The sequence below is a fragment of the Qipengyuania sp. B-5 genome (assembly GCF_056857815.1).
On sequence record NZ_JBSXNU010000031.1, the window covers coordinates 1 to 26,154 of the forward strand.

The following is a 26,154-nucleotide window of genomic DNA, read 5'->3' on the forward strand; positions in this document are numbered from 1 at the left end:
GCGCGAGGCGAGGCGTAGCTCCCGAGAGCGAGAATGACGGGGACCTTTTGCAGATTGCTCTGCGAAAGACCCCGCGGGCGGATGCCTGATCGGCGCGGTTCGGGTGGCGGCCCCGCCGGACCTCATGCACTCAAGCAGCCCGAAGGGCGGTAGTGCACAAAAATTGCGCGAGAGGCAGCCCGAAGGATGCCCGCGCACAAACACCGAACCTGAACCCGGCTTAGACTCATATGCGACCTGGGCAGCGGGTGCGACGGGGAGGGTTCGCCTGAAAAGCATGAGCTCCTGCCGCTATCCCGCGCGGGCGAAGAAGGTCCCGCGACCTGTATCGTGCTGCCAGTCGCATCCGGGCGAAGGAGAGAAGGTGTCCCTGGGCCTGGAAAGAGGTCATTCGCTCCCGACCTGGACGCCCGCGCCTTTCGCACCGGCCGCGCCGCCCATGCAGGCACCGCCGTCGCGGGCCCTCCGGGCGAGGAAGGGGGTGCACCAGCTTCGCGCCCTCCCGATCCGCCGCCACACCTAACCAAATAGTCAAGAAATGTCAATTGGTTAGCCAATAAATAGGATTTCCCCAAAGCTATTCCTACGGACCGATGAGTCGGTGTCTCCAGCCCGCCTTGCCCGGCCGGAAATAGCGATTCGGTCCTACATGCTGCGTGCGATCACCATTTTCATGATCTCGTTCGATCCGCCGAAAATCCTGCTGATGCGGCTGTCGCGGTACATGCGGGCGATGGGGTAATCGTTGATATATCCTGCCCCGCCGTGCAGCTGGAGGCACTTGTCGACGGTTTCGCCCTGCAATTCGGTGACCCAGTATTTCGCCATGCAGGCAGTCGGTACGTCGAGCTTGCCTGCAAGGTGCTTGGCGATGCAGTCATTGACGAAAATGCGCGCTGCCGTGCCCCGCGCCTTGAGATCGGCGAGCGTGAACTGCGTGTTCTGGAAGTCCCAGATGGTCTTGCCGAAAGCCTTGCGCTCCTTGACGTATTTCACCGTCTCTTCCAGCGCGTTTTCGATCACGGTCATGCCGCCCATTGCGATGATCAGCCGTTCCTGCGGCAGTTCGCCCATCAGCTGGTAGAAGCCCTTGCCCTCTTCCCCGCCCAGCACGTTTTCGGCAGGCACGAAGACATCGTCGAAGAACAGTTCCGACGTGTCCTGTGCATCGAGGCCGATCTTGTCGAGCTTCTTGCCGCGCTGGAAGCCTTCCGCCCCGTCGGTTTCCAGCAGCATGAGCGAAATGCCCTTGGCGCGTTCATTGGGATCGGTCTTGGCAACAACGATGATGAAGTCCGCCGTCTGCCCGTTGGAGATATAGGTCTTGGCCCCGTTGATGCGGTAGCCATTGCCATCCTTCAGCGCGGTGGTGGTGATCGACTGGAGATCGCTGCCCACGCCCGGTTCGGTCATCGCAATCGCGCTCACCAGATCGCCGCTGACCAGCCGGGGCAGGTATTTTTTCTTCTGCTCTTCCGTCCCGTGACGCACGAGATAGGGCAGGATAATCGTGTTGTGCAGGCTGGCGGAAAAGCCTTCGACCCCATGCTTGCCCTGCTGGTCGATGACGACCATTTCGTGCCGGAAATCACCGCCATGGCCGCCATATTCCTCGGGTACGGAGGAGCCGAGCAGTCCGGCCTCGCCCGCCTCGCGCCAGAATTCGCGTTCGACCTGGCCATCTTCGCGCCATTTGAGCACGCGCTTTTCCGGCGCATGCTTCTGGTAGAACTTGCCCACGGCATCGGCGAAGATCGAAATTTCCTCGTCATCCATGAAGGCGGGCTGGGGTACGTCGATTACGGGCATTGAATAGTCCTCTCTCGAATATGTTTCCCGACAACCGTTCGCGAGCCTGTCGAAGGGCCGTATCTACTTCCCGATCGGCGCTTCAAAAAGAGAAAGACGGTGCTTCGACAAGCTCGGCACGAACGGAGTGAGACAAGGCGGCGTTTCCGCCTACTTTCCCTTCCAGACCGGCTTGCGCTTTTCGGCAAAGGCAGCAGCGCCTTCGCGCGCGTCCTCCGATATGAATACCGGACCGATCAGCTGCGCCTGTTTGTCATAGCGTTCGTCCATTGCCCAGCCGCGCGATTCCTTCATGATCTGCTTGGAAACGCGCACGGCAAGAGGGCCGTTTGCCGCGATGCTGGCCGCCAGTTCCTTCGCCCCGTCCAGCGCCGAGCCATCGGTAACACGGTTGATGAGGCCGAGTTCATATGCGCGCTGGGCAGTGATGAAATCGCCGGTCAGTGCCAGTTCCATCGCCACGCGCTCGGGGATCTGGTCGGGCAGCATCATGACCCCGCCCGCCGCGGCGACGAGACCGCGCTTGGCTTCGGGGATGCCGAATTTTGCATCCTTGTGCGCAACCACAAGGTCGCAGGCGATCATCAGTTCGAGCCCGCCGGCCAGCGCATAACCCTCCACCGCCGCGATCAGAGGCTTGGCCGGAGGCGCCTGCACCACGCCGCCGAAACCGCGGCCTTCGATGCTGGGCGATTCGCCGCGCAGGAAGCCCTTGAGGTCCATGCCCGAACAGAAGGTCCCGCCCGCACCCGTCAGGATGCCTACGCGCAGATCGTCATCGGCATCGAGCCGGTCCATCGCCGCAGCAATCCCCTCCGCGGCAGCCTTGTTCATGGCATTCTTGGCTTCGGGACGGTTGATGGTGACGATCAGGACGCCATCATCGACTTCGGTCAGGACGTCGGCGGACGCTTGCTCGGACATGGGCTCTCTCTCTCCATTGCGATTTGAAACTGTTCTTGCGCCCTTGCTGCTTGAGGTTTACGCAAACGTCAACCGGCAATCGCCGCAACTGTCATTCTGCCGAGAGAGGAACCTGCCCATGTCCGAAGCCTATATCATTGATGCCGTCCGCACTCCCCGCGGGATCGGAAAGCAGGGCAAGGGTGCGCTGGCGGCGATGCATCCGCAGCATCTCGCGGCGACGGTGCTCAAGGCCATCAAGGACCGCAACGACCTCGATACCGCGACTGTGGACGATGTGATCTGGTCCGTCAGTACGCAGGACGGGCTGCAGGCGGGCGACCTCGGGCGCATGGCCGCGCTCGACGCCGGCTATGACGTCACCTCCAGCGGCACCACGCTCGACCGTTTTTGCGGGGGTGGCATCACCTCGGTCGCTCTGGCGGCAGCGCAGGTGATGAGCGGCATGGAAGATTGCGTGGTCGCGGGCGGGACCGAGATGATGAGCCTGACTGCTCAAATGGCGAAGGATAAGATGGCGGCGGGTCTCAAACCGCCGATGATGGGCAGCTATAATGCGCGCCTCCAGGCGAGCCATCCGCAGAGCCATCAGGGCGTGTGTGGCGATGCTATCGCAACGATGGAAGGCTTTACCCGCGAGGAACTGGACGAGGTCGGCTATCGCAGCCAGCAACGCGCAGCGGTGGCGATCAAGGAAGGTCGCTTCGACATGTCGCTCGTCCCCGTCATTGACGATGAAGGAAATGTCGTGCTCGACAGGGAGGAATTCCCTCGCCCGCAAACTACCCGTGAAGGCCTTGCCGAGCTGGAGCCGGCCTTCGCCAAGATTGCCAATGTCCCGCTGGACAAGAGCGGCATGACCTTTGCGGGCCTTGTGAATGCGAAATACCCTGATCTTGACATCAGGCATTTTCACCATGCGGGCAATTCCAGCGGCGTCGTCGATGGAGCGGCGGCGGTGCTGGTGACGAGCAAGGACTATGCGAAGAAGCACGGTCTCAAACCGCGCGCCCGGATCGTGGCGACGGCGAACATGGGCGACGATCCCACTCTGATGCTTAACGCGCCGGTCCCGGCGGCGAAGAAAGTGCTGGAGAAGGCCGGACTGACCAAGGACGATATCGACCTTTACGAGATCAACGAAGCCTTCGCCGTCGTCGCAGCCAAGTTTGTGCGCGATCTCGAGCTCGACTGGGACAAGGTCAATGTCAACGGCGGTTCGATTGCGCTTGGCCATCCCATCGGCGCGACCGGTTCCATCCTGATCGGCACGATAGTCGACGAGCTGGAGCGGCAGAACAAGCGCTATGGACTGGTCACCATGTGCGCGGCGGGCGGCATGGCGCCTGCCATCATAATTGAGCGGGTGGAGGATTTCGCCGACTGACGCCTCTCTTTCAGGCTGGCCGGTCGCCCGGAAGCGATTCTTCCTTGTCGTCCGAGAAGCCCCAGGAGACGTTCGCCCAGGCCCGTTCGTGGAAGTAGTATAGTACCATTTTGGTCAGCACTTCCGTGATCGCGATGGCACCCGCCGCCTTGTAGTTTCCGGTGAAAAACCAGCTCAGCAGGAAAGTATCGATGCTGCCCAGGATACGCCAGCTCACGGCCTTGGCGAAACTGCGTGAATGCGCTTCGCGCCCGCGAAAAAGGATCATCTATCCTCCCCCGATCCAGCTTACTTGAGCGGCAGGATCTGCTTGATGATGTAATCCGCGGCTTCCTCGGGGCTCATCGCCACCGTGTTGACGCGAATTTCCGGGTCTTCAGGGTCTTCATAGGGGCTGTCGATGCCGGTGAAGTTCTTCAACTCCCCTGCCCTGGCCTTCTTGTAGAGACCTTTCACGTCGCGCTGTTCCGCTACCTCGAGAGGCGTATCGACGTGAATCTCGATGAACTCGCCCTCGCCCATCATGTCGCGGACCAACCGGCGGTCGGCGCGGAAGGGCGAGATGAAAGCGGTCAGCACGATCAGACCGGCATCGGTCATCAGCTTGGCGACTTCGCCGATGCGGCGAATATTCTCGATCCGGTCGCTTTCGGTGAAACCGAGGTCCTTGTTGAGGCCGTGGCGGACGTTGTCCCCGTCGAGCAGGAAAGTGTGGCGATTCATGATCGCCAGCTTCTTTTCCACTTCGTTGGCGATGGTCGATTTGCCCGAACCGGAAAGGCCCGTGAACCACAGGACGCGGGGCTTCTGGTTTTTCATCGCCGCATGATCGTCACGCGTGATGTCGACCGCCTGCCAGTGTACGTTCTGTGCGCGGCGCAGGCTGAAATGCAGCATACCCGCACCAACGGTCCGGTTGCTGATCTTGTCGATCAGGATGAAGCCGCCCAGGGCGCGGTTTTCCGAATAGGGATCGAAGACGATCGCCCGGTCGGTGGTGATCTCGCTCACGCCGATCGAATTGAGTTCGAGCGTCTTGGCAGCGAGATGATCCATCGTGTTGACATTGATCTCGAACTTCGGCTCGGCGACGGTCACGCTGACCATCTGCGTACCCAGTTTCATCCAGTAGGCACGGCCGACGACGAGCGGCTCTTCATCCATCCAGACGATGGTGCTTTCGAACTGGTCGGCAACTGCGGGAGGACTGTCGGCCGCCGCGAGCACATCACCGCGCGAACAATCGATCTCGTCCTCGAGAGTGATGGTCACCGACTGGCCGGAAATCGCTTCTTCAAGGTCGCCATCCATCGTGACGATAGATTTTACCGTGCTGGTCTTGCCCGAAGGCAGCGAACGGACCTTGTCGCCCGGCTTGACCGAGCCGGTAGAGATGAGGCCCGAGAAACCGCGAAAGTCGAGGTTGGGGCGATTGACCCATTGCACCGGCATGCGGAACGGCTTCGCCAAGTTCGCGTCGGAACGGACTTCGACCGCCTCGAGGTGCTGCATCAGCGTGGGGCCATCGTACCAGACCGTGTTTTCCGACTGGGTCGTGATGTTGTCGCCTGCGAGGCCCGAGATCGGGATCGCAGTGAAGTTCTCGATACCGATGCTTTCCGCAAACTCGCGGTAGTTTTCGATGATCGCGTCGTACTTCGCCTGATCGTAACCGATCAGGTCCATCTTGTTGACGGCTAGCACGAGGTTCTTGATGCCAAGCTGGTGGCAGAGGAAGCTATGGCGCTTGGTCTGAACGAGCACGCCCTTGCGCGCATCGATCAGGATCACGGCGAGATCGGCGGTCGATGCACCGGTGACCATATTCCGCGTGTACTGTTCGTGGCCGGGGCAATCGGCGACGATGAACTTGCGGCTCTCGGTCGCGAAGAAGCGGTAGGCTACATCGATCGTGATGCCCTGTTCGCGTTCGGCGGCAAGGCCATCGACCAGCAGCGCAAAATCGATCTCCTGCCCCTGCGTGCCGACCCTCTTGGAGTCGTTCTCGAGCGCGGCCAGCTGGTCCTCGAAGATCATCTTCGAATCGTAGAGCAGCCGCCCGATCAGGGTCGACTTGCCGTCATCCACGCTTCCGCAGGTGATGAAACGCAGCATGGTCTTGTGCTGATGCTTTTCGAGATAGGCGTCGATATCCTCTGCGATCAGCGCATCGGTCTTGTAGATGGGCTCCGACATCAGAAATAGCCCTCCTGCTTCTTCTTCTCCATCGACGCGTCGCCCGAATCCTTGTCGATAACACGGCCCTGTCGTTCCGATGTGGTGGTCAGCAGCATTTCCTGGATGATTTCAGGCAGCGTCGCGGCTTCGCTTTCCACGGCGCCAGTCAGCGGGAAGCAGCCCAGCGTGCGGAAGCGGATCGAACGTTCGGTAATCTCCGGACGCTTGCCCATGACCTTCTCGAGCCGCTCGATATCGTCGGCCATGAACAATCCGCCCTCGTATTCGAAGGTCGGTCGCCTGGCAGAATAATACAGCGGCACGATCTCGATATTCTCGAGGTGAATATACTGCCAGATGTCGAGCTCGGTCCAGTTCGACAGCGGGAATATCCGGATGCTCTCGCTCTTCTTCTTGCGGGCATTATAGAGGTTCCAGAGTTCCGGGCGCTGGCTTTTGGGATCCCAGCCGTGGCTGGCAGTACGGAAGGAAAAGATACGCTCTTTCGCGCGGCTCTTTTCCTCATCGCGCCGGGCCCCACCAAAGGCCGCATCGAACCCATATTTGTCGAGTGCCTGCTTCAACCCTTGCGTCTTCCACATATCGGTGTGCAGCGGTCCATGGTCGAACGGGTTGATCCCCATCTCTTCCGCTTCGGGATTCTGGTAGACGAGCAGTTCCATGCTCGCATCTTCCGCGCTCTTTTCGCGCAGAGCGTACATGTCCTTGAACTTCCAGGTCGTATCTACATGCAGCAGCGGGAATGGTGGCGGCGAAGGATAGAAAGCCTTCTTGGTGAGATGCAGCATGACTGCGCTGTCCTTGCCGATCGAATAGAGCATCACGGGCTTTTCCGCCTCGGACACCACTTCGCGCATTATATGGATGCTTTCGGCCTCGAGCCGCTGAAGGTGGGTGAGTGTCATTGGGTCTCGTCTGTAATATTCAGTCAGGCGTGCCGGAAACGACCATGTGAATGGTACGCCGCTCATCTACAAGCAGAGAATGGTCGCGGGGCCGATAGGAGAATTTGCCCTGCGGGACAATGGGGGCGGTAGCGATTGCGCCCGCCCACCCAAGGTGCGCATTCGTATCGAAAAGCTACTGCGATCCGTGGTTTAGCAGGCGGAAGCCCCATGCCGGCAATTCGACCCTGTACCCTTCGTCTACGGTAACCCGTGCTCCGCTGGCGAAGTCGCGGTAGGTGCCATGCGGCAGTGTATCCGAAAAAGTGGCGGTAAGCGGCTTGTCGCTCATGTTGAACAAGCCCACCACCTTGTTGCCCTGCTGCTCCCTAACCCAGGCAAAAAGCTGCTCGGGATGAGAATTCTCGATCTTATGCATCACGGCACCCCACTGACCGTTTTCCAGCGCGGGATTGGATTTGCGAAACTCGATGAGCTGCGCCAGCAACGCGCCATAATCGCAGTCTGCGCCCTGGCTCCAGTCGATCGCATCCTTCTCGAAGAATTCGAGCCGCTTGGCGTTGCAGGCCTCCATGCCATTGTGGATCAGCGGCAAGCCTTGGCCGGTGAAAGACAGGGCGGTCATCGCTTCCAGCGCCGGCCCGTAATTCTCCTCCATCGTGCCTTCCCACGCATTGCTGTCGTGGTTTTCGATATAGGTCATGCGCATCGCCTCGCGCGGCCACAGGCTCTCGTTCTCGGCATAATAGCCATAGAAGCTGGTGGCATTGCCCTTGCCCTGCGCGACATTCTTGGAAGTGTTGTGCCAATCCCAGGCATAGGTCGCATCGAAAGCGCCGAAGTGGAAGGCGGTCTGCTGCACTTCGCCAAGCATGAACACAGGACGGATCGCTTCGAGGCGGATCCGCATCGTCTCCCAGAAATCGAGCGGGACATAGCCGGCGACATCGGCGCGATAGCCGTCCACCCCGAATTCGCGCACCCAGTATTCCATTGCACCGCCGACATGCTCACGCACGCCGGGTTTCGACCAGTCGAGATCGATGATGTCGGACCAGTCCCACCATGGCGTAGGACGGAAGTCGCCCTTCCAGTCTTTCTCGTACCATTCGGGATATTGCTTAGCGAGGTCGTTATCCCAGGCGGTATGATTGGCGACGAGGTCGAGTATGACCCTGAAACCCTGTTCATGCGCATCGTCGACGAAAGCGCGAAAGTCCTCCTCTGTCCCGAATTCCGGGTTCACAGCGTAATAATCCTGAACCGCATAGGGACTGCCAAGTGTACCCTTGCGGTTTTCCGCCCCGATCGGATGGATCGGCATGAGCCAGAGGATATCGACTCCCAGTTCCTTCAGCCGGGGCAATTCTCGCTGCGCAGCCCTGAACGTGCCTTCCTCGGTAAACTGGCGAGTGTTGATCTGGTAAAGCACCGCATCGCGCGACCACTCCGGATGCTCGATGCTCACCTTGCTCTGCGGCTGCCAAGGCGATGAAGAAGCGGACGCAACCGGGCCTGCACCGGTCTGGGCGCAGCCACCGAGTAATGCGAGAGCGGCAGTAGCGGCGATGAGCTTACGCATGTACATTCTCCTGCGGAATGGCGGCCTTGACCCGCTGCATCGCGAGAGCGGCAACGATCCACGATCCGGCTGCGAAAAGCATCGTCCAGATCGGCTCGCCCGGAAACAGCCAGAGCATGATCTGGCCCATGACGGTCGCCACCAGCAATTGCGGCACGACGATGAAGATGTTGAACAGCCCCATGTAGATGCCCAGCTTCGCCTGCGGCAGGTTCGATGCGAGAATGGCATAGGGCATCGCGAGGATGCTGGCCCAGGCAATGCCGATACCGATCTCCGCGAGCAGTAGCGTCTGGGCATCGCGCACGAGGAAGAACATCAGAAAGCCGATCGCCCCGAGAGTCAGGCAGATCGAATGGGTCATGACCTGCCCCACCTTGCGGCTGAGAACTGGCAGCAGCGCCAGCGCGGCAATCGCGGCGACACCATTATAGACGGTAAAGAGCACGTTCACCCAATTCGCGCCCTCGTTATAAGCGGCGCTCGCCGTATCGGTGCTGCCGAAAACATATTGCGTCACCACCGGCGTGGTGTTGATCCACATGATGAACAGCGCCGACCAGCTGAAGAACTGGACCAGCGCAAGGCGTTTCATCACCTCCGGCATCCCCGCGAAATCGCCGACGATGCTGGAGAGCATGTTGGTGGATTTGCCCTGCTTGGCCCAAGAAATCGCAATTGCGCTGAGCATTCCATAGACCGCCAGCAAAGCACCGAGCAGCAACATCTCCTTCTGCAGCTCCAGCGACTGGACCAGCAGGACTACCACTAGCCCCGCGACAATCCACAGCGAGCTGGAAAGATAGGTCTTGGCCGCCAGCGCGCGGACGGGCTGCCCGATATCATCTTGCAGGTGGCCGCCGAAGGCCGCCATTTGCTCCGGCGAATATTCGCGGGTCGTGACTACCGTCCACAGCACGGCACTGAATAGCGCGATAGCCCCGCCCCAGAAGCTCCATTTGACCGTGTCGGGGAGTCCTCCGCCCGGCGCGACATTGCTCACCCCCAATTGTTCGAGGAACCACGGGAAGATCGAGCCGACAACTGCGCCAGCTCCGATGAAAGCAGTCTGCACCGCATAGCCGGCACTATGCTGGTCGGTTCCCAGCATGTCGCCGACGAAGGCACGGAAAGGCTCCATCGAGACATTCAGCGACGCATCGAGTACCCAGAGCATCGCCGCAGCAAACAATAGCGGAGCGCCAAACGCAGGGCTCAGAGGCATCAGAAACAGCGACAAGGCAGCGAAGATAGCGCCGGTGAGGAAGTAGGGACGACGGCGGCCCAGCCTGTTCCATGTCCGGTCCGACATATGGCCGATGATGGGCTGCACGATCAGGCCTGTCAGCGGTGCGGCGACCCATAGGGCGGGCAGGTCGTCGATGCTCGAGCCCAGGGTCTGGAAGACGCGGCTCATATTCGCATTCTGCAGCGCGAAACCGATCTGGATGCCGAAAAAACCGAAGCTGATGTTCCAGAGACCGGCAAAGCCCTGGCGGGGCTTCTGGCTAAGTGTCGCGTCCATACAGATATCCTCGTCCCGGCCGGGTCTGCTGCCCGGTCCCATCAGCCAGTGGCTGGCACGAAGAGCGGCGCGAGGCCACTACGTATACGAATACGCTAGGCGATACTGCTGCCACGTATGATGAGTTTGCCCGGAAGCTTGCGAGGTGGAAGGTCGCGTCCTTCCACCTGAGCGAGCAATGCCTCCACCAGCGCTTCGCCCGCCCCTCTGATATCCTGCATAATCGTGGTGAGCGGCGGCGTGGTAAGGCTGGCTGAAGGTATATCGTCGAAGCCGACCACTGCTACATCGCTCGGTACGCGGCGACTAGCATCGGCAAGTGCGCGCATGGCACCGATAGCGATAAGGTCGCTGGCCGCAAATATCGCATCGAATTCCAGTCCGCTTTCCAAGAGTGCCCTGGCGGCCGCGCGTCCCTCTTCCTCGGTCGTCAAGGCATCGAACTGGAGCCGTTCGTCCGGTTCGATCCCGGCTTCGACCAAGGCCGAGCACAGACCGGAATACCGCCCTCTGAATTCCGGATAGTGTTCGTCCGCATGACCGAGAAATGCGATCTTGCGACAGCCCTGTTCGAGCAAGTGCTCACCTGCCAATCGCCCTGCCCCGACGTTGTCCGTGCCGACCGTTACCCCGCTGCTGTCACTCGAGACAGAACCCCAGCGCGCGAAATGCGTCCCCTGGCGCGCCAGCTGTTCCATGCGCTCGCGATACTTGGTGTAATCGCCGTACCCCAAGAGGATAAGACCGTCGGCGCGATGGCTGTCCTGGTACTGTACGTGCCAGTCGTCTTCCATCCTCTGGAAGGAAATCAACAGGTCGAGCCCCCGCTCGGCAGTCGCGCGCGTGATCGATCCCAGCATGGCGAGGAAGAAGGGATTTATCATGCTCTCGTCAGGCGTGGGGTCTTCGAAGAACAGCAGGGCGATGGTATTGGCACGCTGGGAGCGAAGCGAAGAGGCATTCTTGTCGACGGTGTAGTGGAGATCGCGCGCGATCTGTTCGATCTTCAATCTCGTCTTTTCGCTGACCGAGCGGTCGCCCCGCAGGGCGCGGCTGACGGTCGGTTGCGAAACGCCTGCCGCATAAGCAATGTCAAAACTGGTGGGCCGTCCTGTCGGTTTGCGTCCCATGGCTCTCCCCCGAAAGGCCGTGCGCGGCTCTTGCCAACAACCTTAGGCAGCGTCCCCGGCCAAAGCAAATTGCCGATGCGATATTTCGCGGACTTATGCCGGTTTCGAGATGTGAACGTTCCCTGATGTTATTCTGCCACTACCCGCCGCCTGACGGGGCCTGCGTATACGTATGCCGTCTTCCGCACATCGCAGAAGCGGACGTATCAAAGTGACAAGCAGGTTACACACCTGTGGGGATTTGCGTGGTCCCAGCCCCGGACACAGGGGGCGGACCAATCGGGAGAAGAACTGGATATGGCTATTCGTAGCAAACTTGCCGCAACCATCAGCATGTCTGCCTTCGCGGCAGCGCTGGGTACTGTCGCCGCCCCTGCATATGGTCAGGAAGAGCCGACCGGCGAAGACGCCAACCCCGTGACGACCGAGGAAGAGGATGCCGACGACGTCATCGTCGTAACCGGTATCCGCGCCTCGATCGACAACTCGGTCGCCAGGAAGCGGGAAAATACCTCGATGGTCGAAGTGGTCAGTGCCGAGGATCTCGGCAAGTTGCCCGACCTGTCGATTGCCGAATCGCTGTCGCGCCTCCCCGGCCTCGCAACCCAGCGACTGGATGGCCGCGCCAACGTTGTTTCGATCCGCGGTCTTGCGCCCGATTTCACCACCACGCTGCTGAACGGCCGCGAGCAGGTCAGCGCCAACAACAACCGTGGTGTCGAGCTCGACCAATACCCCTCCGAATTGCTCAACGGCGCGGTCGTGTACAAGACGCCCGATGCGATGCTCGTCGGCCAGGCGCTGGGCGGAACGATCGATATGCAGACCGTCCGTCCGCTGCAATATGGACGTACCCAGTTCGTTGTCGGCGTGCGCGGCGAGATGAACGATCTTGGCAGGCTCAACCCCGACATTTCGGACAAGGGCTATCGTGCAAACATCTCCTACGTCAGTCAGAATGACGCCGGCACGCTCGGCTGGGCGCTGGGCTATGCCCGCATGCAATCCCCGACGCAGGAAGAGCGCTGGAACGCCTGGGGCTATCCCAATGTCGATGACGACACCCAGGTGATCGGCGGGGCCAAGCCCTACGTCAAATCGAACAGGCTCAAGCGCGATGGCGTGATGGGAGTGCTCGAATTCGAGCCGAACGACAAGATCCATGCAACGCTCGATGGCTACTGGTCGCAATTCAACGACACGCAGCGCCTACGCGGTATCGAGCTTCCGCTGTTTTGGTCGGCAGCTTCGCTGCAGCCGGGCTATAGCGAAGCCGACGGGCTGGTCACGCAGGGCCAGTTCAACAATGTCGAAGCGGTCATGCGCAACGACGTGGTGAACCGTGATTCGGAAATCTTCGCCGGTGGTCTCAACACCGAATTCGCTGCGACGGACAGGCTGACTTTCGAACTCGATTTGAGCTATTCCGAACTCAAGAAGACCGAGGAAAACCTCGAAATCTATCTCGGCACCGGGCGTGGCGGTGGCGTAGGCGCAACCGACAATCTCGGTTTCACCATGCCGGCAGGCGGCGGCGTGATCACTTTCGATCCTTCGATCGATTATTCCGATCCGAACCTGTTCGTGATCACCGACCCGCAAGGATGGAACAGCTGCGGTGGCGCGGTGCCGAACTGCCAGGACGGCTTCGTTAACCGCCCGCGTATCAAGGACCGCCTGCAGTCGATCCGCCTCCAGGCTATTCAGGCCTTCGATGGCAACCTCGAAAACATTACTGTCGGCGTAAACTATTCGGATCGCCGCAAGCAGTTGATCGACGAAGGCTTCGTGCTCACCCACAAGGACTATCCGGCCGACACGCCTGTGCCTTCGGACTACCTCTACGATCCAGTATCGCTTGGTTTCATCGGGATTCCGGGAATGGTAGCGTTCGACAGCTGGCGTTATTACAACGATGGCAATTATGAACTCACTGACGCTTCGGCTTTTGATCCCAGCCGTCTAACCAATAGCTACATCGTTAACGAAAAGGTCCTGACCGGCTTCGTTCAAGCTAATGTCGATGCCGGCCTCCTGCGTGGCAATGTCGGTCTACAAATCGTCCATACAGACCAATCAGCAGACGGCTATGCTGCATTCAACCCCGGTGGCGGGACGGTTTCCACTCCAATCACCGACGGCGATAAGTACACCTATGCACTGCCGAGCCTGAATGCTTCGTTTGAAGTATTGCCAGAAACTTTCGTCCGCTTTGGTGCTGCACGTATGCTGGCTCGCGCCCGCATGGACCAGCTCAATGCCGGGGTGAGTTTCAGTTTCAGCGAGGCCAACAACACTCAGGGCCTTCCGCCATGGTCAGGCACGATCGGCAATGCCAAATTACGTCCGCTGCTGGCAATGACGCTTGACCTGGCTCTTGAGAAGTATTTCGGACGCGGCGGTTATGTTTCGCTCGGCGTGTTCAACAAGGACCTCGAAAACTGGATTTATCGCCAAGATACGGTTTTCGATTTCAGTGGCTATCCCTACACTGGCCCGACACCCCCGAATTCCGATTTCGGCATTGTGTCGCAGTGGCAGAACGCCAGCGGCGGTCGCGTTTACGGTGCCGAGGGATCTTTCTCGCTTCCTTTTGCGACCTTTGCCTCCGCGCTCGACGGCTTCGGTATCTTTGGCAGCGGATCCTACACGAAGAGTAATGTAAGGGAGGGACAGGCCGACCCGATTTCGATGCCTGGACTCTCGCGCTGGGTTGTAAATGGCACGGTCTTTTTCGAAAAAAGCGGATTCGAGGCACGCGCTTCGGCTCGATATCGGTCGAGTTTTCTGGCCGAAGTTTCGACAATCAGCCTTCAACGCGACCTGGTGATGGCACGAGCGGAAACGGTGATCGATGCGCAGATCGGCTATACCTTCCAGCAAGGGATGCTTGAAGGACTTGGTATTCAGCTGCAGGGCAGTAACCTCACCAACGAACCTTTCGTTACTTACTACAACGATGATATCCGCCAGGTGAGGGACTACCAGAACTATGGCCGCAATTTCAGCGTAGGCGTGACCTACAGGTTCTGATCAAAGTGAGGCGGGCCCGCGATGAACGGGTCCGCCTTTCTTCTTCGTGCCGCAGTCAATGTGCGCAGCAACGAACCGGGAGCAGGCTAGTGACCGATGATAGTCGCATCCGCGACGTCGTCATCGTGGGTGGGGGGACCGCAGGCTGGATGGCCGCTGCGGCCCTTTCCGCCACCATGGGCGACCAGCTTGGCATCCGTCTTGTCGAGAGCGACGAGATCGGCACGGTGGGTGTCGGCGAAGCGACCATTCCTGCCATCCGCCTGTTCAACGGGCTTGTCGGCATCGACGAGAACGCTTTTATCAAGGCCACCCAGGGCAGCTTCAAGCTGGGTATCGAATTCATCAACTGGGGGCGTGTCGGCGAAAGCTATATGCACGCGTTCGGACAAATCGGGCAAAGCCTCGACTTGATCGAATTCTGGCAATACTGGCTGCGCGGTCGGCGAGAGGGTGTCGCAAGACCACTAGGCAATTATTCCTTCAACGAGGAAGCAGCCCGCAGAATGCGGTTCGCACGCGTGCCGCGAATCCCCAACACGCAGCTGGACGGGATCAGCTACGCCTTCCACTTCGACGCCGGCCTCTATGCGAAATTCCTGCGAGGAATTGCCGAGAACAACGGCGCGACGCGTACAGAGGGCCTGGTCGAGAGCGCTCAGCGCGACGGTGAGAGCGGGCATATACGCTCGATCACGCTCAAATCGGGCGAAGTGATCGAGGGCGAATTGTTCATCGACTGCTCGGGCTTTCGCGGCCTGCTGATCGAACAGGAATTGCAGACCGGCTTCGATGACTGGACGCATTGGCTGCTGTGCGACCGCGCCGTCGCCGTCCCGACCGAGAATGTCGGCCCGTCACGTCCCTATACGCAGTCGATCGCCCATCCCGCTGGCTGGCAATGGCGCATCCCCTTGCAGCATCGCACCGGCAACGGTCATGTCTTCTCTACCGAATACATGAGCGAAGATGAAGCAACCGCGCTGCTGCTGAAGACGGTCGAGGGCAAACCCATCGCCGAACCCCGCTCCATCCCTTTCAAGACCGGCATGCGGAAAAAGGCCTGGAACGGCAACGTGGTCGCAATGGGGCTGTCCTCAGGCTTCATAGAGCCGCTGGAATCGACCAGTATCCACCTGATCCAGAATGCGATCGCGAAGCTGATTTCGCATTTTCCCGATCGCACTTTCCGGCAAGCCAATATCGATGCCTACAATCGCAGGATTGAATATGATTACGAACGCATCCGCGATTTCATCATCCTTCATTACCATGCGAACCAGCGCGACGAGGACTTCTGGGTGCGCTGCCGCGAGATGGAGGTCCCTGAAAGCCTGCGCGAAAAAATCGATCTCTTCCGCGCAACCGGAAGGATTTTCCGCGAACAGGAAGAACTGTTCGTCGAGGTGGGCTGGTTCCAGGTCCTGAACGGGCAGAATGTGGTGCCCGAAACCTATCACCCGCTCGCCGACGTGCTGACCCGGGAAGAGCTGGAGCAGTTCCTGTCCGACATTCACACAATCGTTTCGAGCAATGCCGGGCGCTTGCCCCCTCACGCCGAATTCATAGCCGCTACCTGCGCGGCGCCTAAACTGGAAAAAACCGCATGATCCGCACCACTCTTCCCCTCATCGCGCTCGGACTTGCCGCTTGCGCAACGGCTCAAGATACAATTCCGGCGACCGAAACGTCGGCAACCTCCTTCCGCGACCGCCTGCCGAGCGAGGAAATCGTCTATTTCGTGCTCCCCGACCGGTTCGAGAACGGCGATCCGTCCAACGACACCGGCGATTTCACCGGCGATCGACTGATCACGGGATATGACCCCACCCACAAGGGTTTCTTCCACGGTGGCGACCTTGCCGGCCTGACGCAGCGGCTCGACTACCTCGAAGGGCTTGGCGTCACCGCGATCTGGTTCGCGCCGATCTTCCAGAACAAACCGGTACAGGGGCCGGAAGGTGATGAGAGCGCGGGTTACCACGGATATTGGGTCACCGACTTCACCCGTCCCGACAGCCATTTCGGCACGCCTGAAGAATTCAAGGCTTTCGTGGATGCAGCCCATGCTCGCGGGATGAAGGTCTATATGGACATAATCACCAACCATACGGCGGATGTTATTCGCTATGCCGATGGTGATGCCACAAATTACGAATATCGCAGCAAAGGCGATTTTCCCTACTCGACTCGCGGTGGGCCGGATGGAGAGCGCATCAACGAAGGCTTCATGGGCGATGGCGACAGCAGCGCGTCCAATTTCGCCAAGCTGACCGATCCGAATTATGCATATGTTCCGTTCGTTCCAGAAGCCGAGAAGGACGTGAAGGTCCCGTCCTGGCTGAACGATCCGATCTATTACCACAACCGAGGCAATAGCTCGTTCACTGGCGAGGACAGTCGTTTCGGCGATTTCTCAGGTCTCGACGACCTTTTCACCGAGCATCCGCGCGTGCGCGCTGGGATGATCGAAATCTTCTCCGATTGGGTCCGCGAGACGGGTGTCGACGGGTTCCGCATCGATACCGCGCGTCATGTTGATCCGGGCTTCTGGCAGGAATTCGTCCCTGCACTGGAATCGGTCGCACATGAGAACGGCATCCCGAACTTTCACATGTTCGGGGAGGTTTACAAGGACGTGCCCGAGAACGGCTATATTGCCGAATATACGCGCCGCGACAAACTGCCCGCCGTGCTGGATTTCGCGTTCCAGGCGGCGATGCGAGAGGTGCTGGGTCGCGATAAGGGTACGGTCGTGCTCGCGCATATGTTCGATGGTGACGTGCTTTATGAGGGCGGCGAGGAAACCGCGCGCAACCTGCCGACCTTCCTCGGCAACCATGACATGGGCCGCTTTTCGACACTCATCAAATGGGACAAACCCGAAATCGGGCAGGAGGAACTCCTCGACCGTGTGATGCTCGGCCATGCAATGATGCTGAGCCTGCGCGGGTCTCCGGTTATCTATTACGGCGACGAGCAGGGTTTCGTGGGCGACGGTAACGACCAGCTTGCCCGTGAAGACATGTTCCCCTCGCGAACCGCAGTTTACAACGATAACGATCTAATCGGCACCGATGCGACCACTGCACAGAGCAATTTCGACCGAACGCATCCGCTATACCGCTTGATCGCCGAATTTTCCGCTATCCGCCGTGCACATCCCGCCTTTACCCGAGGTCGGCAGGTTGTACGCCATTACGAACAGGAACCGGGAATCTTCGCGGTCAGCCGCTTCGACCCGGAAGACGGGAGCGAATACCTCGCGGTCTTCAACACGACCGAAACGCCGCGCGGGGCCAATGTCACGCTCGGCTATGATGCGCGCAGTTTCGAAACACTCGCGGGCGATTGTCCGACAACGGTGACGGCACCAGGCAGCGCCGCTTTCACACTTCCGGCCTTTGGCTGGGCCGTCTGCCGCGTATCGGAGGTTGCAGAGTGAATGTTAGCACCGACATGACGGCCGAACTTTCGCCGGACGTGGCATTGCCCTGGTGGAAAGGCGCGACGATCTACCAGATCTATCCGCGCAGCTTCATGGATTCGAATGGCGACGGAATCGGCGACTTGCCGGGGATCACCCAGCGCCTGCCATATGTCGCCAAGCTGGGCGTGGATGCGATCTGGGTCTCGCCTTTCTTCAAGTCCCCCATGAAGGATTTCGGCTACGATGTTTCCGACTATCGCGATGTCGATCCGATTTTCGGGGATCTGGCGGACTTCGACGCCCTCGTCGCCAAGGCCCACGATCTGGGGCTGCGGGTGCTGATCGACCAAGTCTATTCGCACACTTCGGACGAACATGCCTGGTTCGTGGAAAGCAGGTCGAGCAGGGAAAATCCCAAAAGCGATTGGTATGTCTGGGCCGACGCGAAGCCCGACGGCTCACCGCCATCGAATTGGCAATCGGTCTTCGGCGGCCCTGCATGGACCTGGGACGCGCGGCGCGGACAATATTACCTGCACAACTTCCTCAACTCGCAGCCTCAGCTTAACCTGCACAACCGCAAGGTGCAGGACGCGATTTTGGGGGTCATGCGGTTCTGGCTGGAACGCGGAGTCGACGGATTCCGCATCGATGCGCTCAATTTCGCGATGCATGATCCGGAGCTGCGCGATAATCCCCCGGCACCGGACAATGGCAAACCGCGCACGCGCCCGTTCGATTTCCAGGTCAAGAAGTACAACCAGAGCCATGCGGATATTCCAGGCTTCATCCAGCGCATCCGCTCGCTGACCGACGAGTTCGAGGGTATCTTCACCGTCGCAGAAGTCGGCGGCGACGACGCTTTCCGCGAGATGCGCCTGTTCACGGCAGGCGAGGACCATCTCAATTCCGCCTACAGCTTCAATTTTCTCTATGCCGACAAGCTGACACCTGAACTGGTCTGCCGATCGCTTGCCGACTGGCCCGAAGAAGAGGGTCTTGGCTGGCCGAGCTGGGCGTTCGAAAACCACGATGCACCTCGTGCTCTCGGTCGCTGGTGCGAGCCACATGAACGGGAAGCCTTCGTGCGGCTCAAGACCCTTCTGCTGATGAGCCTGCGGGGCAATGCCATCATCTACTATGGCGAGGAACTGGGATTGATGCAGGTCGATATTCCTTTCGACCAGCTCCATGACCCCGAGGCTATCGCCAACTGGCCGCTGACCCTGAGCCGGGACGGGGCGCGTACACCGATGCCTTGGGACAAGAGCGAAAGCGTGGGTTTCGGCAGCACCGACCCCTGGCTTCCGATTGGCGAGGAAAACCGGGCCAATTCGGTGGAAGCACAGGAAGCTGACGAAAATTCCCTGCTCGCGTTTACCCGCAGGGCCATCAAACTCCGCACCACCAATCCCGCCATGCGTCATGGCGAGATCCTGACTTGTCGGCACAGCGGCAACTTGCTGGAGATATCGCGCGAGGCCGATGGTCAAAGGCTCGAATTCCGCTTCAACCTTGGCAGTTCACCGGTCCACATCCGCGATTGCGAAGGCTCGCCCCTGATCGCCATCAACGGCGCGAGCAAGGACCAATTGCCACCTTACGCCGCGCTCATCACGGAGATTACCATATGACCCGCCTTGCCCTGCTCCTTTCCGCAGCATTGCTTCCCATGTCTGCCGCCCATGCAGAGACGGTCACCTCGCCCGATGGGCGCATCGAAGTTACACTCGATGCCGATGGCGAAGGCATTCCCTATTACGAGATCAGTCGCGACGGTGTGCCGATCATTGCTAAGTCTAATCTCGGTTTCACCTTCACCGATGCAGATCCGATGCGCCGCAATTTCGAAGTCGCTGGATTTCGCGAGCAGACGCACAATTCGAGCTGGGAGCAACCCTGGGGCGAACGGCAGTGGGTGAAGGATCATCATAACGAGCTGGCCGTGACATTCCGCGAGCGGGACGAGAGCCCGCGCGAATTCATCGCCCGCCTGCGTGTCTTCGATGACGGCATCGGCTTGCGTATCGAGTTTCCCGATAGTGAGGCCCAGCCGGTCTATCGCATTGCCGAAGAGCTTACCGAGTTCAATATAGCAGGCGATGGAACCGCATGGTCCATTCCCGCAGGCGACTGGAATCGTTATGAATATCTCTATGCCAAGAGCCCAGTAAGCGCGCTGTCGACCGTTCATACGCCGGTGACCATGGTCATGGACAACGGCACGCATCTCTCTTTTCACGAGGCTTCGCTGGTCGATTACTCCGGCATGTGGCTCAAGCGCGTGGATGCTACGCGTTTCCGCGCCCTGCTTGCTCCATCGCCGCGAGGCCCCAAGGTGGTTCGCGAAGGTGCATTCAACACTCCCTGGCGTACGATCCTGATCTCTTCCGACGCCAAGGGCCTCTTCGAAAGCGATATCACGCTCAATCTCAACGAGCCCAACAAGCTTGGCGATGTGAGCTGGTTCACTCCGCACAAATACATCGGCATCTGGTGGGGCATGCATCTCGACATCGAGAGCTGGGCCAGCGGCGAGAAGCATGGTGCGACAACCGAGAACGCGAAGAAATACATCGATTTCGCAGCTGAACACGGCTTCCGCGGCGTGCTGATCGAAGGCTGGAACAAGGGCTGGGACGGTAACTGGTTCGGTAACGGCCGCGAGTTCGAGTTCACCGAGGCCTATCCCGATTTCGATATCGCCGAAGTTGCCCGCTATGCCGAGGAAAAAGGCGTCCGTATCATCGGCCATCACGAAACCGGCGGCAATATCAAGGTCTATGAGGAGCAACTCGAAGACGCGATGGCATTCTACGAGAACCTCGGGATAGATGCCGTGAAGAGCGGCTATGTCGCCGATGCGGGCGGAGTGATTGCGCCTGCTGGCGAAGGGGGTTCAGACGAGACGTTCGTGTGGCACGACGGGCAGGAAATGGTCCGCCACCATCTCAAGGTGGTCGAGGAAGCTGCCGAGCACCAGATTGCCGTCAATCCGCATGAACCGATCAAGGATACCGGGCTAAGGCGCACCTATCCCAACTGGGTCAGTCGCGAAGGCGCGCGCGGGGCGGAATACGATGCCTGGGCGGAACCAAAGAACGATCCGGGCCATGTACCCGAACTGATCTTCACTCGCCTGCTGGCTGGCCCGATGGATTATACCCCGGGCGTCTTCTCGCTCGAGGGCCGCGGGGCTACCGCGCCCGATTTGCCGAGCACGCTTGCCCGCCAGCTGGCCTTCTACGTGACGATCTACTCGCCTATCCAGATGGTCGCCGATCTTCCGGAAAATCTCGTGAAATATCCGCGCGCGCTGGACTTTGTGAAACGTGTCCCTGCCGACTGGGCGGAGAGCATGCTCGTCGATGGTAAAGTGGGCGAATATGCCGTGATCGCGCGGCGCGACCGGAATACACTTAACTGGTATGTCGGTGCGGTTACCGATGAAACGGAGCGCGAAGTAGAGGTGCCCTTGTCCTTCCTCGATCCGGGCAAGACCTATGAAGCCACCATCTGGCGCGACGGTGCGAAGGCCGACGGGCTGGGAGAAGATCGCCACGCGATGGATGTGGAAACAATAACGGTATCGGCGGACCAGACACTCGACCTGCGGATTGCACCGGCAGGCGGTTTCGCCATCGAATTCGTGCCGCAGGGCTGATCCGACGCAAGAAGGGCGGCCGGATCGCTCCGACCGCCCTTCGATCCGGTCACTATCCTTCGCGATCAGTTTTGCGGGTCTGGCGTATCGTCAACCGTCTGCCCCGACTGCTCTTCCTGCTCCCCCTGCACCACTTCGCCCGACCGGAAGATCGGTCCTTCTGTGGGCAAGGTTAAGACCGGTTCGCCATCGGGCGCAGTATCGCCGGTGGCTATAACGATTGGCGCCTGACCGGTCGCAGGTTCCTCGTCGACCGGTCCCTGAACATCGGTCAACGTTGAGCCCAGCGTCCCGATTGGCACGGAATTGCCCATCGCGTCCGTCGTGACACCCGCAGCAGGCTCCATCGCAGTCGCGTAGCCTAGCACTGTGGTGGTCACCGGGGATGGGCCGTACTGCGAATTCCATGCCTGCAAGTCGACGCGATATTGTTCGTATGCACGGAAGAAATCTTCAAACACGCCTTCTATCCGCGGAAGAGCCGTCGCTGCGAATGTATCGAGATCATCCGGTACTACCTGCAGCGCTTCCTTGCTGATCGCGAAGGAGACCTCGCAGAATTCGTTCTTTGCCGGCGGCAGCGCGAAGTAGTTGTAGACTTTCGTCATATAGGCATCCTGATCGTCGAGATAGGATTGCCCGTACCGCTCGCGAAATTCGCCCCGCAAAGCGCGGTTCGTGGACGAAAGTACCTTGGCGTTGCGTTTCAGGAATGCCCCGTAATTGTCGACCAGCCCGGTGTATTCGGGGTCGAGGCAATTGAGCGCAGCCACGTTCAGGGCCGAACGCAGGTTCCAGGTGGTCTGCGCTGTACTGATGTTCGCATTGACCGTCTGACGCACACCCGTTGCCGCAACCATAGGTATGGTCATGCCCGCCGTCGCATTCATCGGCGGCGTCGGTTTGGGCGGAATAACAACCGGCGGCGGCGGTGGCGGAGGTGGCGGAGGTGGGGGTGGCGGCGGCGGGGTGGTGCAAGCGGCGATTGCGCTAAGACCCGCAACCAGCGCGGCGAGACGAATGGATTGTACTGAAATGCGGCTCACGATGCGCCGTCCCTCCTCAAGATTCTGGCTGTCATTTTCGCCCGTCCATCATTGACGGAAGCTGAAGCAGTGACATCCTAGCGTCTTGAGGAGGCAAAGAAAATGCCCGGAGCGAGAGTTTCGCCCCGGGCACGATCACTTGCTCCGCTGCTGCGGTCGGTAGTGCGCGATTACTCGCGGCTACCGAGGAACTGAAGCAGGAACATGAACAGGTTGATGAAGTCGAGATAGAGGCTGAGAGCGCCCATCACGATTGCCTTGCCCGCATATTCGGTGCCGCGAACATAGGCGTATTCATTCTTAAGGCGCTGCGTGTCGTAAGCCGTGAAGCCCGCGAAGATCAGCACGCCGAGGATGTTGATTACGAGGCCCATCGCCCCCGACTGGAAGAAGAAGGCATTGAGCAGCATCGCAACGATGATGCCGATCAGACCCATCAGCAGGAAGCTTCCCCAGCCGGACAGGTTCTTCTTGGTCGTATAACCGAAAAGGCTGAGGCCAGCGAATGCAGCAGCCGCCGCGAAGAAGGCCGAAGCGATCGATTCACCGGTATAGGTGGCGAAGATCGTCGACATCGACATGCCGAACAGTACCGCGAAGCTCCAGAAGAAGGCTTGCAGCGTTGTCTTGGAAAAACGCTGGATTCCGCCAAAGCTCAGCACCAGGATGAAGGCCAGTGGCGACAGCGAGATGATCCATCCCAGCATGGTCGGCTGCACGGAACGGCCATAAGGCGTCTGAGTGACCTGATAGGCAGCTTCGAACAGCGCGGTGTTCACGAACAGCAGGGCGACGATGCCGGTCAGCAACACACCCGACGCCATCATATTGTAGATCGACAGCATGTGCTGGCGCAGGCCCGCGTCGAACGTGGTTCCGCGGGCAACCGCATCGCCAGCGCGCGGAACGGACGTCACGTCCGGTCTGCGGTCGGTTTCGTTCCAGTTGGCCATTTGCAATAAACTCCCATGTGCAGGGGCGAACCCAAGGCCCCGCTTCTGTTGGCAATATCGGGTTATTGACACCGGATTTCAAGCGAAACCGGTAGCTACACGCTTAACGTACAAGCATGACCTGGCTCAGGCTTCACCGGCCGCATCGACCATCGCCGACTTGAGGGCTTCCTGCGGACTTTTGTCTCCCCACAGCACGAACTGGAAGGCGGGATAGAACCGGTCGCACTCCTCGACCGCAATCTCCACCAGCGATTGTGCCTGGGCGAGGCTCAACATCCCGTCGTTACCGAGCAAGGTTCCGTTGCGATAGAGTAGCACGCCGCCGTTGGACCAGATGTCGAAATGGCCGAGCCACATCTGTTCGTTGGCCAGAGCGACGAGTTCGTGGGCGGCGCCGAGTTTTTCCGACGCTATGCGAACATCCGGAAGGCACAGTATCTGGAGGACGCGATCTTCCCCGCGCCACACGCCGCGCAACTGGTATTTCGCCCAACTGCCCTGGATTTCGCCGCAAATCTCTTCAGCATTGGCTTCACAAGGCCAACCGCGCGCTTCGAACAACGCCATCAGCATGTCGAGCGGCGCCGCGTCGTCCTCGACCTCGAATCGCGGTTCAACGGCGTGCATCAATAGGGTCCGGTCCAATTCATGTGGTTCATGTGCAGAATGGTGCGGGTACTTGGCAATCTGCCGACTGGTCGGTGCTGGGGAGAACCCAATCGGCTTGTGCAAAGCCTGTGAACAAGCCGTGGATACGGATAGATCCGCCTGGTCAGTCGAGCGCCTCGACGACCTCGCCCTCTTCGCTGGTAAAAGGAAAGCTGTCGATGCCGAGTTGCTTCAGACGGTTGACCGCATCACGCGCCTCGCTGGCGGAAGGATAGGGACCAGCCAGCAGGCGGTTGGCTTCACCCCATTTCGCAACGAAGGGACCCTTCGCTTCCAGCGAGCCTTCGGCGCCGCGCGAAATTCGCCGCCAGTCGAAGCCCAATGCGTCCCGGTCCCTGCCCGTCGCCACCTGCACCCAGTGACGCGAGGGATGACTGGGCTTTGCAGCGGCCGGGGCAGGCCTTGCTCCGCCAAGCGGAAAGATTTCTTCCCCTCTCGCGCTGCTAAACGGGAAACTGTCGAGCCCGATCGCTTTGAGCCTGTCGACGACTTCGCGCGCCTCGCGGAGTGTGTCGTATGGTCCGGCAAGGAGACGGTTCGCCTCGCCCCAGGGAGCGGTAAAGGCGGATTTTCCAGCCAGATGACCCTCTGCATTGCGGCTGATCCGACGCCAGTCGAAACCCAGCGCGGAAATGTCCCGACCCGTTGCCACCTGCACCCAATGCCGCGGTGGATGAACAGGGGCAGCAGGCTCGTCCGTTTCGCGCGGTGCATCGATTGTCCGGATATCCACTGCACCTGTGCGCGGGGCCGTCGAAATGGTTTTGTCGAGATCGAAGGCGGCAAAGGCCTGCTCGAGATTCTGGCGCGCTGGCGCTGGTGGCGGGGGTGGAGGCGCCTGTCGCGCAGGCTGCGGGCCCAGGTCGATCGGCTGCGTTGCGGGCTCCCTGTTTACTGAGGGGAGTTCGGCAGCACGTTCGACCGGCGAAGCTTCGACAGTCCGTGAAGCAGCGGTTGCAGCTTCGGGTTGGCTCCGATCTCTTTGCTGCTGGCCGGTCGAGCGGTTTGCCGAAGACGCGGAGTCTTGCGGGCCGAGCGGTCGTCCTGTCGGTTGGAGGCGGTTATCGGCATTGCCCGCCTGTCGCCCTCGAGTTGGCGAATAGGCTGCAATCTGGGCATCGTCCTGGCCGATCGCGGCCGAACCCGGAAAAACGCCCAATGCCCCCGCAGCGGCCTGCTGGGCCGGTGTAAGCCGGGTCATGTAGCGCAGGTAGGGTTCGATACGTGAAGCCATCTGGGCGGACATCATGTCGCGCGCGATCTTGATGGCGGCATCGGTTTCGTCGAGAATGGCGAGGCCAAAGGAGCGGGTCCTGAACGCTGCGAAATCGCCCTGTTCGAGGAGCGGCAGCAACGTCTCTTCGAACCCTGCCTTGTCGCCGGAAATCGCCAGGCTCAAGGCGAGGTTGCGCCGGACATCGTCGCCCGCACCCGCCGCGAGGGCGATGCGGTAGAGTTCCTGCGCACTGCGCGAATCCCCTACCAAATCGAAGGCAAGTCCCCGTTCTGCAGCCATGACCTGCTGCGAGATTCCGCCCTTTTCCGCCTCTGCGAATAAGCGCAGCGCCTCTACCGGGCGGCGCGACAGCGTGTAGGCACGCGCAAGTCCGAGCGATATCCGTGGGTTGGAAGGCGTCAGGGCCTGCGCCCGCCCGAAAAACCCGATCGCTGCGGTTACATCGCCGAGCTTGATAGCCGCATCACCGGCATCGAGCAGCGCCGAGACGTCGTTACCATTATCGGCAAGCCGCTGGAGGGCGGCGCTCAATTCCTGCGAACCCGGTGGCGGAAGCGGCTGCACCACTTCTTGTGAGCGCAGCCCCTGACCGCTCGCAGCAAGCGCTACGATAGCGGCCCCGGCGGCCCATTTTTTGGCTTCGTATCTAGCCATTTCT

At 60.0% G+C, this 26,154-nt stretch carries 18 protein-coding genes; 6 read left to right on the forward strand and 12 right to left on the reverse strand.

What is annotated here, in order from left to right:
* Positions 1–645: 645 nt before the first annotated feature.
* Together AC13CE_RS03375 and AC13CE_RS03380 are read right to left on the reverse strand one after the other, a co-directional pair.
* Positions 646–1,809, reverse strand: a complete 1,164-nt coding sequence (locus AC13CE_RS03375; protein WP_482971477.1) for an acyl-CoA dehydrogenase family protein — start codon at positions 1,807–1,809, stop codon at positions 646–648.
* A 150-nt stretch (positions 1,810–1,959) separates the two neighbouring features.
* The gene (locus AC13CE_RS03380; RefSeq protein WP_482971478.1) at positions 1,960–2,733 is read right to left on the reverse strand and encodes a crotonase/enoyl-CoA hydratase family protein; all 774 of its coding nucleotides are present in this window, start codon (positions 2,731–2,733) and stop codon (positions 1,960–1,962) included.
* Positions 2,734–2,851: 118 nt separating this feature from the next.
* On the opposite strand from AC13CE_RS03380, the gene AC13CE_RS03385 reads away from it, so the two are divergent.
* Positions 2,852–4,120 carry an acetyl-CoA C-acetyltransferase gene (locus tag AC13CE_RS03385; RefSeq protein ID WP_482971479.1) on the forward strand — a complete coding sequence of 423 codons (1,269 nt, stop codon included), beginning with the start codon at positions 2,852–2,854 and terminating at the stop codon, positions 4,118–4,120.
* A 10-nt stretch (positions 4,121–4,130) separates the two neighbouring features.
* Here AC13CE_RS03385 and AC13CE_RS03390 read toward each other — a convergent pair whose 3' ends face one another.
* From AC13CE_RS03390 to AC13CE_RS03415, 6 genes are all read right to left on the reverse strand, one after another.
* Positions 4,131–4,388, reverse strand: coding sequence for a DUF2061 domain-containing protein (locus tag AC13CE_RS03390; RefSeq protein WP_473821873.1), 258 nt, complete (start codon positions 4,386–4,388; stop codon positions 4,131–4,133).
* A gap of 20 nt (positions 4,389–4,408) precedes the next feature.
* Positions 4,409–6,316: a sulfate adenylyltransferase subunit CysN gene (gene cysN, locus AC13CE_RS03395; RefSeq protein ID WP_482971480.1), complete on the reverse strand. Its 1,908-nt coding sequence runs from the start codon at positions 6,314–6,316 to the stop codon at positions 4,409–4,411.
* A complete protein-coding gene (cysD, locus tag AC13CE_RS03400) occupies positions 6,316–7,224 on the reverse strand; it encodes a sulfate adenylyltransferase subunit CysD (RefSeq protein WP_482971481.1) in 909 nt (302 codons plus the stop codon). The genes cysN and cysD overlap by 1 nt, the downstream gene beginning before the upstream one ends.
* Positions 7,225–7,399: 175 nt before the next feature.
* Positions 7,400–8,806: an alpha-amylase family glycosyl hydrolase gene (locus AC13CE_RS03405; RefSeq protein ID WP_482971482.1), complete on the reverse strand. Its 1,407-nt coding sequence runs from the start codon at positions 8,804–8,806 to the stop codon at positions 7,400–7,402.
* Positions 8,799–10,331: an MFS transporter gene (locus AC13CE_RS03410; protein ID WP_482971483.1), complete on the reverse strand. Its 1,533-nt coding sequence runs from the start codon at positions 10,329–10,331 to the stop codon at positions 8,799–8,801. Before AC13CE_RS03410 ends, AC13CE_RS03405 begins: the two co-directional genes overlap by 8 nt.
* A 95-nt stretch (positions 10,332–10,426) precedes the next feature.
* Positions 10,427–11,461 (reverse strand): LacI family DNA-binding transcriptional regulator, encoded by a 1,035-nt coding sequence (locus tag AC13CE_RS03415; RefSeq protein ID WP_482971484.1) that lies wholly within the window; start codon positions 11,459–11,461, stop codon positions 10,427–10,429.
* A 297-nt stretch (positions 11,462–11,758) separates the two neighbouring features.
* Here AC13CE_RS03415 and AC13CE_RS03420 point away from each other — a divergent pair, with 297 nt between their 5' ends.
* The 5 genes from AC13CE_RS03420 to AC13CE_RS03440 all read left to right on the forward strand — a co-directional run bounded on the left by AC13CE_RS03420 (position 11,759) and on the right by AC13CE_RS03440 (position 21,588).
* On the forward strand, positions 11,759–14,494 hold the full coding sequence (locus AC13CE_RS03420; RefSeq protein ID WP_482971485.1) for a TonB-dependent receptor: 2,736 nt from the start codon (positions 11,759–11,761) through the stop codon (positions 14,492–14,494).
* An 89-nt stretch (positions 14,495–14,583) separates the two neighbouring features.
* Positions 14,584–16,104 (forward strand): tryptophan halogenase family protein, encoded by a 1,521-nt coding sequence (locus AC13CE_RS03425; RefSeq protein ID WP_482971486.1) that lies wholly within the window; start codon positions 14,584–14,586, stop codon positions 16,102–16,104.
* On the forward strand, positions 16,101–17,939 hold the full coding sequence (locus tag AC13CE_RS03430) for an alpha-amylase family glycosyl hydrolase (RefSeq protein WP_482971487.1): 1,839 nt from the start codon (positions 16,101–16,103) through the stop codon (positions 17,937–17,939). Before AC13CE_RS03425 ends, AC13CE_RS03430 begins: the two co-directional genes overlap by 4 nt.
* A 14-nt stretch (positions 17,940–17,953) precedes the next feature.
* Positions 17,954–19,558: an alpha-glucosidase gene (locus AC13CE_RS03435; RefSeq protein WP_482971541.1), complete on the forward strand. Its 1,605-nt coding sequence runs from the start codon at positions 17,954–17,956 to the stop codon at positions 19,556–19,558.
* A complete protein-coding gene (locus AC13CE_RS03440) occupies positions 19,555–21,588 on the forward strand; it encodes a glycoside hydrolase family 97 protein (protein ID WP_482971488.1) in 2,034 nt (677 codons plus the stop codon). The genes AC13CE_RS03435 and AC13CE_RS03440 overlap by 4 nt, the downstream gene beginning before the upstream one ends.
* A gap of 65 nt (positions 21,589–21,653) precedes the next feature.
* Here the strand turns inward: AC13CE_RS03440 and AC13CE_RS03445 are convergent, their stop codons facing one another.
* The 4 genes from AC13CE_RS03445 to AC13CE_RS03460 form a co-directional block, all read right to left on the reverse strand.
* Positions 21,654–22,634 (reverse strand): hypothetical protein, encoded by a 981-nt coding sequence (locus AC13CE_RS03445; protein WP_482971489.1) that lies wholly within the window; start codon positions 22,632–22,634, stop codon positions 21,654–21,656.
* A gap of 170 nt (positions 22,635–22,804) precedes the next feature.
* Positions 22,805–23,587, reverse strand: coding sequence for a Bax inhibitor-1/YccA family protein (locus AC13CE_RS03450; RefSeq protein ID WP_221537630.1), 783 nt, complete (start codon positions 23,585–23,587; stop codon positions 22,805–22,807).
* Positions 23,588–23,713: 126 nt separating this feature from the next.
* The gene (locus AC13CE_RS03455) at positions 23,714–24,217 is read right to left on the reverse strand and encodes a type III secretion system chaperone family protein (RefSeq protein WP_221537631.1); all 504 of its coding nucleotides are present in this window, start codon (positions 24,215–24,217) and stop codon (positions 23,714–23,716) included.
* 145 nt (positions 24,218–24,362) lie between these two features.
* Positions 24,363–26,150: an SPOR domain-containing protein gene (locus AC13CE_RS03460; RefSeq protein WP_482971490.1), complete on the reverse strand. Its 1,788-nt coding sequence runs from the start codon at positions 26,148–26,150 to the stop codon at positions 24,363–24,365.
* Between the last annotated feature and the right edge of the window lie 4 nt (positions 26,151–26,154).